Source organism: Edwardsiella piscicida (genome assembly GCF_001896205.1).
In the GTDB taxonomy this organism is placed as follows: Bacteria; Pseudomonadota; Gammaproteobacteria; order Enterobacterales; family Enterobacteriaceae; genus Edwardsiella; species Edwardsiella piscicida.
The window spans coordinates 1,488,459-1,502,034 of the sequence record NZ_MPNU01000001.1; the positions used below are offsets into that span (position 1 = coordinate 1,488,459).

Sequence of the window (13,576 nt, forward strand, 5' to 3'; positions counted from 1 at the left end):
GCAATGGAAGATGAAACGATTAAGCTGATTTTACGCCGGGTGCATCACATCGCCTTGGTCGGCGCCAGCGACCGGCCAGAGCGGGCCAGCTATCGGGTGATGGCGTACCTGCTGGAGCAGGGGTATCGGGTAACGCCGGTCAGTCCAAAGCTGGCGGGACAGACGCTGCTGGGACAGAGGGTGTATGCCACGCTGGCGGATATTGCGGATCCCATCGATATGGTCGATGTGTTTCGCAACGCCGAGGCCGCCGTCGCGGTTGCCCAAGAGGCGATCGCCGTGGGGGCTGGCGTGCTGTGGCTACAGCTGGGGGTGATAAGCCCGCAGGCGCAGGCGCTGGCCCAGGCGGCGGGGATGCAGGTGGTGATGGACCACTGTCCGAAGATCGATATTCCGCGGCTGGGGATCGCGCGCGAGGCGTAAGGGGGAAATGGCCCCCGCCAAGGCGGGGGCGGCAGGCTTAGTTGCGCAGGCGAGGCGCCAGCAGCTGGGCCCGAATGGACTCCGCCAGATCGTCCATCGACGGCTGCTCTGGATGTGAGTCGCTGCTCTCGCCATCAAGCTGGGCCTCCGCCAGGTAGGTATGTACCGGCTGGCCCTGCTCATCCTCCATCACCACGTGATACCAAGGGGCGTGGCGCAGAACCTCGTTGGCGCCCAGATCATCGTCATCCGGGGCGTCATCCAGGGCATATTCGGGGTCAATATCTATCACTACGCCCAGCGAGCCTAACAGTTTGTGGCGAACCTGCTGCCCAATGCCAAATTTGCTGGTAATCATATGACCTCCTTTGCAACCGCTGCGTCTACTTTATCGGGGAAGACTCCGTGTAATATGCGGGTGGAAATGCCTGTTTCAAGTCTACGCAATAGCCTATTGCCGTTCCGGTGCCGAGATCGTCTAGCGATCGCCCATGACCCGGCAGGCAAACCCTTTCAGGTACAGCCCCTCTGGGTAGGTGGCAATCACCGGGTGATCGGCGGCCTGACGGTACTGTTCTATAAATTGTATATCACGTCCGGCATCGACGGCGGCGTCGGCCAAAATTTTCTGGAACAGGTCGGTCGGCATCAGCCCCGAACAGGAGAAGGTCAGCAAGATGCCGCCGGGGCGCAGCAGCTGCAGGGCCAGCATGTTGATATCTTTATAGCCGCGGCAGGCGCCGGCGAGCTGATTTTTGTTTTCAACAAACTTGGGCGGATCCATGACGATCAGATTGAAGGTTTTCCCTTCGTCACGGTAGCGGCGCAGCAGCTGGAAAACATCGTCGCGCAGGAAGTCGGCGCGCGCCAGATCCAGTCCGTTAAGCGCTACGTTCTGGCGGGCGATATCCAGCGCCGCCTGCGAAGTATCGACGCTGGTGACGTGGGCGCAGCCGCCCATCAGGGTCGAGACGGCGAAGGCGCCGGTATAGGAGAAGCAGTTCAGCACATGCGCATCGCGGGCAAAGCGGCGGGCCGCCAGGCGGCTGTCGCGCTGATCAAGATAGAAGCCGGTCTTGTGGCCCCCCTTGATATCGACCAGGATCTGCATACCGTGTTCGCGGATAGGCAGCAGATCGGGCGGCAGGGCGCCGGATACCGGACCTTGCGCGAGGGGCAGCCCCTCTTTCTTGCGTACGGCCACATCGGAGCGATCGTAGATCGCGCACTGTGGGTAGAGGGCGTGCAGAGCGTCTAACAGCGTAGCGCGCTGGTATTCGGCACCGGCGGAGAGCAGCTGCAGCACCAGCGTATCCTGAAAGCGATCGATAGTGATCCCCGGCATGCCATCGGACTCTCCGGCAATCAGGCGATAGCCGGTCAGATCATCGCGCTCGACCAGCCAGTCACGCCAGCGCTGAGCCTGCTGTAGACGGCGTTCGAAAAAGGCCCGATCGATGTTCTCATCCCGGTCAAAGCTCCAGACGCGGGCCCGGATCTGGGACTGGGGAGAGTAGGCGGCGCGGGCCAGCCACTTTCCCTGATGGTCGCAGACGTCCAGCGTTTCACCGCTGACGGCATTGCCTTCGATGCGCGCTACGGCGCCGGAAAAAATCCAGGGGTGGCGGCGGAGTAAGGACTTTTCGCGTCCTTTGGCGAGGATTAAACGGGCCAAGATTCACCTTCAATATACAGTTATGGAAGCGGCGGGCGGCTATCATAGCCGAATGTGGGCGGAGGCACTAGGCTATGTCCTGCCGCGGGATACGGCGCCGGCGATCTGCGCCGCGCGAATGCGCTATGATAGGGGGAAACGGTGTGGACAAGGGGGAGCGCGCAATGGGAAGAGAGTGTGTGGCAGCCTATGTCAGCGGGCGGGTGCAGGGCGTGGGATTTCGCTATGGCACCCAGCGTCAGGCGGTGGGGCTGGGGCTGACCGGCTATGCCCTCAACCTGGACGATGGCCGAGTCGAGGTGGTGGCCGAGGGTGACACGCAGGCGGTGGCGCAGCTGCTGCGCTGGCTGTCAGAAAGCGGTCCCCGCTATGCCCGGGTCGATCGGGTCGATACGGAACCGCGTCCCCTACAGCATTTTCAGCGTTTTGAGATCCGCTATTGAGGCCTCCGACGGCGGCGTCGCGAGGATTAAATGCACTTCACCGGCCTGGGTAGCCCGGCTATTTTGGTGGCCTGCTTCGCCGGCCCTTTGGGGAACAGGCGGTACAGATAGCGGCTGTTTCCCTTCTCCTCGCCGTATTTTTGCGTCATGGCCTTCACCAACATGCGGATCGCCGGTGACGTGTTGAAGGTTTGGTAAAACTCACGCACAAAGCGCACGACCTCCCAGTGCGCTTCGCTCAGGGTGATCCCCTCCTGCTGCGCCAGGATCTCGGCCAGCGCCTCGCTCCACTCCTGGCTATTGAGCAGATATCCCTGGGCGTCGGTTTCAATGCAACGGCCGTCAAACTCTAACATGGTAAATCATCCTAACAGGCAAACAACGCCGCTCAGTGTACCCTAAGGCCCGGCGGGCGCCAAACCACGCCAAAAAAAACGCCCCGCGGAAGCGGGGCGTAGAGATGGGGATATGGGGCGCGGACTCAGTTGCTGCGGGCGAATCCCAGCAGGCTGAGCAGGCTGATGAACAGGTTATACAGCGAGACATACAGCCCAACGGTGGCGCGGATGTAGTTGGTCTCTCCGCCGTGGATGATATTGCTGGTTTCCCACAGGATGGCGCCGGTAGAGAACAGGATAAACAGCGCGCTGATGGCTAAAGAGAGCGCCGGCAGCTGCAGGAACAGGTTCGCGACCACGGCCAGCAGCAGTACCACAAAACCGGCCATCATCATGCCGGAGAGGAAAGACATATCCTTACGGGTTGTCAGCACATAGGCGGAGCAGCAGAAGAAGACCAGGGCGGTACCCCCCAGGGCCAGCATGATCAGATCGCCTGCGCCGCTGGCGATAAAGCTGCTGAGGATCGGGCCAAGGGTATAGCCCATAAAGCCGGTCAGGGCGAATACGGCCAGCAGACCGGCCGGGCGATCGGCCAGCCGGTAGGTCAGAAACATCAGGCCATAAAAGCCGACCATCATCAGCAGCAGGCCCGGCGCCGGCAGCATCAGGACCGTGCTGACGGTGGCGGTTAAGGCGGAGAACGCCAGGGTCAGCGCCAGCAGAAAATAGGTATTGCGCAGGACTTTATGCGTACTGAGCAGTGAACTGCGCGCAGAGGTAGAGGAAACGACAATACGATCCATACGAAGATTCTCTCGTTGTGTTATAGGTATCGGATGAGATGACGCCAGCGCGACGGCGGCAAGACCTTGTTTTCCTGCCCAATGCGAATGGTATCCCTCAACCCAGACTAAAATATAATTATTGGAATAAAAAGCAGAAAGACGGTTTACCCATCTTTACGCTCGCTCGCCGCCGTTGCGGCGGTGTGATGCGCGCTTTTTATCCCGCGCTGCGCAAAAAGGGATCAAACGGCGCCGGTATTGCCGATTTTGGCAGCACTTGCACCGGGGTGGCCTTTACAAGCGGGGTGGCGCTGGATATAGTCTTCCCCGTCGCGGAGGAGTGGCTGAGTGGTTTAAGGCAGCGGTCTTGAAAACCGTCGAGTGTAACAGCTCCTAGAGTTCGAATCTCTACTCCTCCGCCAAAATTCAGGCCCGAGCTATTCATTAGCTTGGGCCTTTTTCATTTCTGTGTTTTTCAGTATGCCATCCAGTATGCCATCAGCGTCCGTCTTGTATGAGACACGATGATTTCTCCTCGGAGAGTATGGCGTGTTGTCTCCCCCTCTTATTTTGCTGCCATCATCTACCGATAGTGCTTTGCGACGATGCCATTTTTCCACCCGCTTGGGGCGCATTAAAAATGTGCGGCGGAGGTGGAAATGGATAGCAGAGTATTATCACCGTTCAATGACTGAAACAGCGATGTACCGGGGTAAACAGTCGTCGGAGGACCCACTGGCGCTGCGGGACTCGGGGGCAGGTGGCAAAGGCTTTGGTCATGAACAAAATGATGAAGGCGGGCAGGCCGGAAAGCGAGCGTATTGCCTGAGAATCAGGTTAGCTGCGGGAAAGTGACTCAAAACCTGATTTATTTAACAAAACCGTGGTGACAGAAGGTATGCCTCATCGGGGGGCTGAGAAGCGGTATGAGGCCTTGGGCTTGCTGTATCCAGCCTGATAACAAGCCTGTTATCTCAGCAGGCGGCAAGGGCCGTCATAATATGATGGCCTTTCCCGTATTGATAGCCAGATTCATCTGGCCTGCCAGATCTTCGATGGTAGAGCCCGGCGATGCTGTTTTCAGGCGATCCACCAAGGATTGTGGGCCGGCAGCAGTATGGCCTGTTTTATTCTGTTTTGGATGAGGGGGGCGTTTGTTGAAAATGGCTGACGGTTTCCCAGGCGATCTGTTGTAACGCGTTGGCGGTAACCGGCGTCATATCGCTATCTATCGGCAGAGCACCGCCAACCGGTGATTGGTTATACAGTGTGGCAAAAAACACACAGGCGGTTAAATAGGTTCCGGCCATTGAGGGATGAACACCATCATGATAGTAGAGATTAATCTCCGGGTGTTGTTCCCGCGCTCTGGCAAAGGCCAGTCCGACAGGTGCAACATAGCCACCGGTTTTTTGTGCGATGGAGAGGTAGGCGTCAGCCAGTTTGGCAGTATCCTCGGGGGTGTCTCGCTTTGCCCATGTCATAAAATAGACCACTTTTGCACCGGCCAGATGCGCCATTCCGGCCATTTTAGTCGCCGCGGCGACAAAGTTTTCCCGGGTGCTCTCTTTCTTTGAGATGGTTTCTGTTGAATTACCTTGCAGGACAACTACATCCCATTTTTGTAGCTTATTTTGATAAGCTAGGTTATTGATTTGCCAGCTTAGCCGACCACTGGATATCGTAATTCCACGGTATTGATACCCCTGTGCATGGTGAGGGAATAATGACTTTGCTAGATCGCGTAGACGGGTATTAATGTTGTTATTATAAAACGTGAATGAATTACCATAGAGTGCGACAGACTTATTCTCCCCGTCCATTTTAGCATAGGGTGATAAAGCCAGTAAGGTATCTGCATGGGCATATATACTGCTGAGCAGTACCATCAGGCCTGTGATTAAGCGTAGTGTTTTTTTCATCGCTCCTCCCATTAGCAATCATAACGCAGTCGGTGGCGTCTCCAATCAGTGGAACAGGTATTTTTCGATAAAAGCACCAATGATTTTTTCATGGAGTTCAACAGCGCGGGAAGCGCAGAGGGTTCTGCTGACCAGACGCTGATTCGGGCGCTCAGTGTGAGGCTGTTGCGCTCAATGCGTTGAGCAAAGATCTTGCCGGTCAGGGGCTTCTCTTTTGGCTCCTCTATTGCTCGTCGAACTCACAGATAAGTGCTATGTCAGCATGCGCCACCGGAGATGGGGTTATGCGTCGTGGCGCGCGCTTTTTAACGTTCGGATGACGGGGTTGAGGCCCATTTCAGTGTCCGGGAAGTATCACGAACGCCGGCGCCGTCGCAGGCCATTTCAGGTATCCTGTCATGATATTTAGAGGAATGCCCATGACGAAAAGCAATTTTATACGTCAATTTAACCAGCTAAAGTCACTACCTCGTATTTTAATGTCGTTTAATAATTGCTGATAGCGCGCTGGTAGCGGCCATTCCGCACGGTGAATGGCCCAGAGCGTATCGGTAACTGGCGATTCACTGTGATAGACGCGGACTAATTCAGGTCTAGCGAATGCAATAACCGCAAAGCGCGGCAGCACGGTAAACCCCAGACCGCGCGCGACGGGCTCTAGGATCAGACTGATTTGGTTGGTTAAGCCTCGCACTGGAATGTCATCTAAATGCTGACCCGGGAACTGGCGGCTCAGTAGCCGTAATGCCATAGCGCGCCCATCCGGGTGGTCGATAAACCCTAACGCCAGCAACGCTGACCAACTGATATCAGTAAGAGATGCGGGGACCACTAGACACAGCGGTTCGCGTGCAAAGGGCTCTGCATGTAAGCTCGGGTGCTCAGGCGCTTGATCGACGATCCCCAGATCGCAGCGTCCCTCTAGCACAGCGCGGATGATGTCGGTGGCTGGGGCGATACGGTGCTGGATACTGAGGGTCGGGTGGGCTTGTTGCTGCTCCAGCAGCCAAGGGTAGATGAATAGACCGATACTGCCGGGTGTCGAGAGACGGATCTCCCCCGCGTGTGGGTTATCCTCTGATAGCTCGGCATACAGACGTTCGCTGGCCCGTTGTTGTTCACGAGCGTAGGCCAATACGCGCAGGCCGCGTGGCGTGAGTTCCAGTTGACGCGGTTTACGCAGTAACAGCGGACCACACTCCGCTTCTAGACGCTGGATATGTTGGCTGACGGCTGCCTGCGTAAGATCGAGTCGCTCCGCGGCGCGGGTAAAGCTGCCGGTTTCCTGTATCGCGATCAGTGTCTTTAGCCAGAGTGGATTTAGCATAATAAATATTTATGGCATCCATTATTTTCACCTTATTTTTAATTATGCTCATCCTTACTATTCTGTCACCTGTTTTCTAACACAACATCAGGTGATTTATGACTTATCCACGTAGCTTTTCGCACATTGGTATCACCGTTACTGATTTAGATCGTGCGGTTGAGTTTTACACCCAAGTAATGGGCTGGTATCTGATTATGCCAGCTACCACCATTATGGAAGATGATTCGTCGATTGGGGTGATGTGTAACGATGTATTTGGCCCCGGCTGGGGGGCGTTTCGTATCGCGCATTTATCAACGGGGGATAAAATCGGGATTGAGTTGTTCGAGTTTCCCAATAGTGAACAGCGAGAGAACAATTTTGAATTCTGGAAAACCGGCGTGTTTCACTTCAGTGTGCAAGATCCGGATGTTGAAGGCTTGGCAGCACGCATTGTGGCTGCCGGCGGTAAGCAGCGTATGCCAGTACGAGAATACTATCCGGGGGAAAAGCCATACCGTATGGTCTACATGGAGGACCCGTTTGGCAATATCATCGAAATCTACAGCCACAGCTATGAGCTGACTTACTCTGCTGGTGCTTATCAAGCATAAGATTTGCTGGCACGATTTCCCCGTCTGTTTTTGTCTCTTGCCCCCGGCGATGCCGGGGGCTATTTATTTCATTTCGCGCGCGTCGAGTGTCAATACGCTTCTGCCGTCCCAATATCCACGTTGATATTCTCTTCCCGAATGCGTATACCCGGGGCGCGTCGTGCGCCCGTGGACTCGCGGCTCAGTAGCGCTGACCGATCCCTTCATAGATTAGCCTGAGCGCAAACAGCCCGATAATTGCCCCGATCGCCCGGCTGGCGACGCGCTGTATCCGCCCGTAGAGACGGCGTACCGCAGGGAGAGAGAAGGCTTGGCTCAGGAATAGGCGCCAGACAATGGATGCGACCACGATCCCGCCCCAGGCCGCCAATCTGGCCCAAAGCGGCGTGTCGGCGCTGAGCGTTACCGAAAAGATACTGATGAAGAACAGCACCGTCTGCGGGTTTGACAGATCGGTCAGCAGCCCGCGGCGGAAGAAGATGTGCCAGGGTTCGCTGACGGAGGGCCGCACGTTGAGTATTGGCAGCGAGGTCTGAGTGCGAACGCTATTCCAGGCGAACCAGAGTAGATAGGCGCCGCCGCCGATCTTAATAAGCGCGAAGAGCGCCTCGCATTGGGTAATCAGCGTCGCCAGACCAAACAGCCCGAGTCCGGAGTAAAATGCATCGCCGAGCGCGACCCCCAGACCGGTCATCATTCCGGCCCGCCGCCCAGAGGCCAGGCTGGTTTGCACCACCACAAAGAGATTCGCGCCGGGATTGAAGAAGGTCAAAACGAACAGGCTGATAGTAAGAATGACGGCATGCAAGGGTTCCATAGACCACGGGATCATGAGTTAACGTAGTCTTATTTATAGCAAAATAGGGCTGTAATATCGTGACCCATGACAGGGTATTGCTGCGCCGACGGCGGAAGGGCGCGGGCGATAAGGTGAGAGGGCGGGGGAATAGTCACAGGCCGGGCTTCGCCCCGACCTGTGAGAGGGGCATTAGCGTGCGTTGATACGATTGTAACGTTTATCCACGCCGATGATGCCAATGGTTAGCAGCACCAGAAGAATGGCGATGGCCGCCAGCAGGATAAAGACCCCATTCCAGGAGTAGGCTTTCTCGATCAGCGCGATAGGCGCCCCAGCCATCGCTGCACCAATGTAGGTCACGCCGCCTTTCAGGCCGGTTGCCGCCCCGGCGCCGTCGGCATGGGAGGCCTCGATGATCCCCAGCGCGAACAGCATTTGGGGGGCATAGATCCCCGCGCCGATGATAAAGAAGCAGATGGCGACCAGGTAATAGTGGACGTGGATCGTCAGCGCGACGCCAATCATGCCGGCGATCAGGACGAAGCTATAGATCAGAATGGTTTTCCAGCGATCGGCGTTAAACAGTCGATCCGAAATGATGCCGGAGGTCAGTCCCCCGAGGATGCCGCCGACCTCAAACCAGGCGACCAGCGAGTTGGATTTTACCAGATCCCAGCCCAGCTCTTTGACAAAGTAGACGCTGACCCAGTCATTGGTCACGGTGCGGATGACGTAAATGCACAGATCCCCACCGATGGCCATCCAGATAATCGGGTTGTTGACGATGTAGCGGGTAAACATGGCCCACATGGTGAGGCCGCCTTCAGAGCGTTGATTGATGGCCAACTGCTTGGTGTCTTTCTTCCATTCGCCCACGTTGGGCAGGCCATATTTTTCCGGCTTGGCGCGCATAAATATCGCGGAGATAATCGCCTGGACGGCGGTAATGGCGGCTGGAACATAGAAGGCATAGCGCCAGTTTCCGGTATATTCAATAACGCCGGAGGCGATGAGCGGAGCCAGCGCACCGCCAACGTTGTGGGAGGTATTCCACAGTGAATACCAGCCGCCGCGCTCTGATTTAGAGTACCACTGGCTGATGGCCTTCGCGATGGGAGGGAAGCCACAGCCCTGGGCTACGGCGGTCAGGCAGTAGAGCGATAGCAGCACGGTAACGTTATTGGACATGCCGATACCGACGTTGATCACGGCGATGACCAGCAGCACCGGGGCTAGAAAAAGGCGCGGGTTAATTCTATCCGCCAATAGCCCGGAGCTGAACTTCGAAATACCATATAAAATATAATAAATAGAGGAGGCAGTACCGAATTGTACTGCGGTCATGCCAATATCCTGCATCAGCAGTGGCGCCGCTGCGGCAAATGCTTTTCGTGAAATATACATCACGGTATACGTTAGGAATGTCGTGATGATAATTTGCCAGCGTAATTGTTTATAGATTTTATCTATATTATTCATTATTAAGACACCAATATGAACAGGGTGGCGTAAAAAACGTCATAAAAAAGCCTGGTCTAAAATAAGACCATGCTGCCTGGTGATACATGCCGCAATTCAATGGAAGTGGGTAGGATCGGCGTATATTTTGTCACGGTATGACGTCGAACGTCTAGCCGTGAGGAGAGTAAATAGTAAGGAAAATAGCGCCATTTTGTATATAAATTAACTTATTTGTTTCTATTTATATTTGTGTGACGCCTATCATTTATCGATAGAGGCAACTGCAGTATATCTATAATGCGAATGGTGGAAAAGGTTTTTATTTTTCTATCGTGTTTAATCTACCGCGTGGCGGAGATATGAGACGCTATTTCCCTTTCCCTTTCCCTTTCCCTTTCCCTTTCCCTTTCCCTTTCCCTTTCCCTTTCCATATTGCGGCTTGGCAACGATATGCCGGTGATGGTCACCGGCCAACATTTTATACTACTGTTATACACCATGATAACGATGCGAGAAGATAACAGACTGTGCTTTACTGAAAACGCGAGTGCTCTCCGGCGCCCCCGACTTTGCGCTCGGGGGCACTCGGGCTACCCTTTATCGTCAACGACGTTTTAGCCTCGTAGCCTCTCACGCTGTGCTCCGCCGCGGGGCCTCTCTCAGCTATGCTGGGGAGCATGATAGGTTTTATCGATCTCCAGCGTCTGGGTGTAGGGGCCGCGCCAGTCGGCCTCAAACAGCGCGCTGAGGATATTGGCCGGCTGATGCCCATTGATCAGCAGCGCAATATCGCGGGTGTTATAAAAATATCCCCACTCCCAGTTACTGGTGGTGATCCAGCTGAGGTCATCATCGACGACGAAATATTTTTCATGCTCTACCCGAGAATAGGGAATATAGCGTGATGGGATAGGGGGAATGCTGCTGATTTTTACCGCGACATTGGGCATTAGCTGCAGCGCCTTCATAAAATCGATGGCCGGTACGGTATTATTCCAGTCTGCGACAATAATTTTTACCTGTACCCCCCGCTGTGCCGCGTTGGCGATGGCATCATACAACTCCCCCCAATAGCCAACGGCACCATATTTTTTGAACCCTGAGAAGGCCATGACCTGCATACGGATAATATGATTAGCGCTATTAATCGCCGCCAGCATCTGCGATATTTCACTATCGGTTCCCTGCGGGCGTATATCGACAGGACTAAAGGCCGGGTGAATTAAGAGCGTTTCGTCACCATAGCTAACCTGAGCGGGGCGTTGCGCGGTAACCCAGCGGTGTTTATCGGTGTTATTGGTTAAGGCATGGTTGACTGGGCCATGGGTATTTTCAGCAAGCGCCCAGTCCAGATTAAATACGCTCAGCAGGGTCATTGCCAACGGCTGATTACGGATCCGAACGCCAACGTTGTGAATTTGGCTCAGAGAGATCCAGCTCCAGTTGGCGCTGTTGAGCGCAATATTCTCACCATCCACGATCATATATTTAGCATGCATCACGCCGCCGCCGATCTTGTGATAGTCGATTTTGCGGATGGCAATCTGGGGCAGCTCGGCGAACAGCTGGTCGGGATCGCTGCTGCCGCTGAGCGCCATGGCATCGGTCAGGATCCGGACCTTGACGCCGCGCCGTGCGGCATCCTTGATAGCATTAACGATAGGCTCCAGGGCTTCACCTGATTGATTGGCTATATAAAAGGTGCCGATATCGAGCGTGTGTCTGGCCTGCCGTATCATGCGTAGCCAGACGGTGGCCGTGGCGTGAATGTCCGCCTGCTGAAAGACCGCGTCGGTATTCTGTGGAATGGCCTGCATAAGCTCAAAGTCTGCCGTCCGCGTCTGATGGCCGTCGGCCATAAAGGCGGCGCCGGCGATCAATCCCGCTATGGCAAGTCGCTTCATTTCTTATCCCTCTCTGTCGTGGCCACACTCTTTAACGGTATATATTAAATAAAATAATCAGTTGCACCCTGTGTTATGTCATATAAATCGCTGCCATCGGGAGGCGTGAGTTTCATCGCGCAGAGTCATTGGCATCCGCGGGCGTCGGTGATGGGATGGCGTTAGGCGATAGGGGTGTAATACCTTAATAATACTTTAGCGAAATATCTGCGTGAGCGGGAGGATGAACTGCTTATTATCCCACGGGTAATGAATGGCATCGAGGATTTATTCATTCCATATCAATAATTGCTTATGTATCTTTATCGAATAGATGGGGGGGTGGTGATAAAATAACCTACGCTATGCCTTGGATAATGCACTCGTAAAAATACTACAGGTCAGTTCACTGATTAGAGAATATTTTTTGCATATTGGTGCTGAATCGGGAGAATGGCACCGAGGTCGGGCTAAAATTAATATAATAATCCCTTTTTTTATTCACATATGCCGCTGCTGGTGGCCGTGTGCGGCTATCGACTGCCGAAAAGAAACTGCCTCAGGGCGCCGTCGTAATAGGGATTATGGTTCGGTTGTCGGAGCGTTGAAGTTGGCGCTGGTTATAACTTTTTTTCTTAATCTTGGTTTAAGAAAAGTACGCTATGCTCAATCAATCTAGGTTATCGTCCCGTAAGGGAAATAACGCCTCGATTGCTGTAAGTTGGATAGAGATCACATTTTTCATTTCTAGTACTGATATGGGAACGTGTTAATGAAGGACTTTTTGCCATTCTCCAAGCCAGCTATCGGCGAGGAGGAGATTGCTGCAGTCAGTGAAGTGCTGCGCTCCGGCTGGATCACGACCGGTCCGCAAAATCAGGCGTTGGAGCAAGAGTTCTGCCAGGCTATCGGCGCCCGTCATGCTATCGCCGTGTGCTCCGCGACGGCGGGAATGCACGTTACCCTGATGGCGCTGGGCATTGGGCCGGGGGATGAAGTGATAACCCCGTCAATGACCTGGGTGTCCACCCTGAATATCATCACGCTGCTGGGGGCGACCCCCGTGATGATCGATGTCGATCGCGATACGCTGATGGTGACGCCAGAGGCTATTGCCGAGGCGATAACGCCGCGCACCAAGGCGATTATTCCCGTCCATTTCGCCGGCGCCCCCGTCGATCTTGACCCGATCCGCGCGCTGGCGCAGCGGCACGGCATTGCCCTGATCGAAGACGCGGCCCATGCCATTGGCACCGCCTACCGCGGTGAGCCTATCGGCCAACGCGGCACCGCCATTTTCTCGTTTCATGCGATCAAAAACGTCACCTGTGCCGAGGGTGGCATGGTGGTGACCGATGATGATGCTCTGGCGCAGAAGGTGCGCAGTCTGAAGTTTCACGGTCTGGGCGTGGATGCCTACGATCGCCAGACCCATGGCCGGGCGCCGCAGGCAGAGGTGGTGACGCCGGGATACAAGTACAACTTGGCCGACATCAACGCGGCGATAGCCCGGGTGCAGCTGGCAAAACTGCCTGAGCTCAACGCCCAGCGCGCCCGGCTGGCGGCCTATTATCTGCAGCAGTTGGCGCTGCATCAGCTGCCGTTCACTCCGCTGAGCGCGCCCGACTGGCCGCATCAGCATGCTTGGCACCTGTTTATCATCCGTTGCGACGAGGCCCACTGCGGCGTGGATCGCGATCGGCTGATGCAGGCGCTCAAAGAGCGCAACATCGGCAGCGGGCTGCACTTTCGCGCCGCCCACACGCAAAAATATTACCGTGAGACCTATCCACAGCTACGTCTGGCGCAGACGGAGTGGAGTTCACAGCGTATCTGCTCCCTGCCGCTGTTTCCGGATATGACCGAGGCAGACGTAGATCGGGTGATCGGCGCGTTGAAAGAGATTATTGAGCAGTAACGG

General features: G+C 55.2%; 14 protein-coding genes, 1 tRNA gene and 1 pseudogene. 6 read left to right on the forward strand and 10 right to left on the reverse strand.

Annotation, left to right across the window (positions count from 1 at the left end; genetic code table 11):
* Positions 1–3 precede the first annotated feature (3 nt).
* Entirely contained in the window at positions 4–423 is a 420-nt protein-coding gene (locus BRD58_RS06750) for a CoA-binding protein (protein ID WP_069578427.1), read from the forward strand.
* A 37-nt stretch (positions 424–460) separates the two neighbouring features.
* Here the strand turns inward: BRD58_RS06750 and hspQ are convergent, their stop codons facing one another.
* Together hspQ and rlmI are read right to left on the reverse strand one after the other, a co-directional pair.
* Positions 461–781, reverse strand: coding sequence for a heat shock protein HspQ (gene hspQ / locus BRD58_RS06755; protein WP_012848137.1), 321 nt, complete (start codon positions 779–781; stop codon positions 461–463).
* Between the two features lie 120 nt (positions 782–901).
* On the reverse strand, positions 902–2,086 hold the full coding sequence (gene rlmI, locus BRD58_RS06760) for a 23S rRNA (cytosine(1962)-C(5))-methyltransferase RlmI (protein ID WP_172454882.1): 1,185 nt from the start codon (positions 2,084–2,086) through the stop codon (positions 902–904).
* 176 nt (positions 2,087–2,262) lie between these two features.
* Here rlmI and yccX point away from each other — a divergent pair, with 176 nt between their 5' ends.
* On the forward strand, positions 2,263–2,541 hold the full coding sequence (gene yccX, locus BRD58_RS06765; RefSeq protein ID WP_034168138.1) for an acylphosphatase: 279 nt from the start codon (positions 2,263–2,265) through the stop codon (positions 2,539–2,541).
* A 26-nt stretch (positions 2,542–2,567) separates the two neighbouring features.
* On the opposite strand, the gene tusE is transcribed toward yccX, so the two are convergent.
* Both tusE and yccA read right to left on the reverse strand, forming a co-directional pair.
* Positions 2,568–2,897 (reverse strand): sulfurtransferase TusE, encoded by a 330-nt coding sequence (tusE, locus tag BRD58_RS06770; RefSeq protein WP_012848140.1) that lies wholly within the window; start codon positions 2,895–2,897, stop codon positions 2,568–2,570.
* 125 nt (positions 2,898–3,022) lie between these two features.
* Complete coding sequence (gene yccA / locus BRD58_RS06775; RefSeq protein ID WP_012848141.1) at positions 3,023–3,685, reverse strand: FtsH protease modulator YccA; 663 nt, start codon at positions 3,683–3,685, stop codon at positions 3,023–3,025.
* Positions 3,686–3,723: 38 nt separating this feature from the next.
* On the opposite strand from yccA, the gene BRD58_RS17845 reads away from it, so the two are divergent.
* The gene (locus BRD58_RS17845) at positions 3,724–4,038 is read left to right on the forward strand and encodes a hypothetical protein (protein ID WP_129985649.1); all 315 of its coding nucleotides are present in this window, start codon (positions 3,724–3,726) and stop codon (positions 4,036–4,038) included.
* Positions 4,002–4,089 (forward strand) — tRNA-Ser (locus BRD58_RS06780). Before BRD58_RS17845 ends, BRD58_RS06780 begins: the two co-directional genes overlap by 37 nt.
* A 705-nt stretch (positions 4,090–4,794) precedes the next feature.
* Here BRD58_RS06780 and BRD58_RS06785 read toward each other — a convergent pair.
* The 3 genes and pseudogenes from BRD58_RS06785 to BRD58_RS06800 form a co-directional block, all read right to left on the reverse strand.
* Positions 4,795–5,589 (reverse strand): SGNH/GDSL hydrolase family protein, encoded by a 795-nt coding sequence (locus BRD58_RS06785; protein ID WP_069578429.1) that lies wholly within the window; start codon positions 5,587–5,589, stop codon positions 4,795–4,797.
* 45 nt (positions 5,590–5,634) lie between these two features.
* Positions 5,635–6,035, reverse strand: a pseudogene (locus BRD58_RS17850) (IS1 family transposase).
* Positions 6,032–6,916 (reverse strand): LysR family transcriptional regulator, encoded by an 885-nt coding sequence (locus BRD58_RS06800; RefSeq protein ID WP_069578431.1) that lies wholly within the window; start codon positions 6,914–6,916, stop codon positions 6,032–6,034. The pseudogene BRD58_RS17850 and the gene BRD58_RS06800 overlap by 4 nt, the downstream one beginning before the upstream one ends.
* A 98-nt stretch (positions 6,917–7,014) precedes the next feature.
* Between BRD58_RS06800 and BRD58_RS06805 the strand changes: the two genes are divergently transcribed.
* A complete protein-coding gene (locus tag BRD58_RS06805) occupies positions 7,015–7,512 on the forward strand; it encodes a lactoylglutathione lyase family protein (protein ID WP_069578433.1) in 498 nt (165 codons plus the stop codon).
* Between the two features lie 181 nt (positions 7,513–7,693).
* Here the strand turns inward: BRD58_RS06805 and BRD58_RS06810 are convergent, their stop codons facing one another.
* From BRD58_RS06810 to BRD58_RS06820, 3 genes are all read right to left on the reverse strand, one after another.
* Positions 7,694–8,329: a LysE family transporter gene (locus BRD58_RS06810; protein WP_069578435.1), complete on the reverse strand. Its 636-nt coding sequence runs from the start codon at positions 8,327–8,329 to the stop codon at positions 7,694–7,696.
* A gap of 171 nt (positions 8,330–8,500) precedes the next feature.
* Positions 8,501–9,790, reverse strand: a complete 1,290-nt coding sequence (locus BRD58_RS06815) for an MFS transporter (protein ID WP_015461279.1) — start codon at positions 9,788–9,790, stop codon at positions 8,501–8,503.
* Positions 9,791–10,431: 641 nt separating this feature from the next.
* Positions 10,432–11,676, reverse strand: coding sequence for a phospholipase D-like domain-containing protein (locus BRD58_RS06820; RefSeq protein ID WP_173790608.1), 1,245 nt, complete (start codon positions 11,674–11,676; stop codon positions 10,432–10,434).
* Between the two features lie 751 nt (positions 11,677–12,427).
* Here BRD58_RS06820 and arnB point away from each other — a divergent pair.
* On the forward strand, positions 12,428–13,573 hold the full coding sequence (gene arnB / locus BRD58_RS06825) for a UDP-4-amino-4-deoxy-L-arabinose aminotransferase (RefSeq protein WP_073382033.1): 1,146 nt from the start codon (positions 12,428–12,430) through the stop codon (positions 13,571–13,573).
* Positions 13,574–13,576 lie beyond the last annotated feature (3 nt).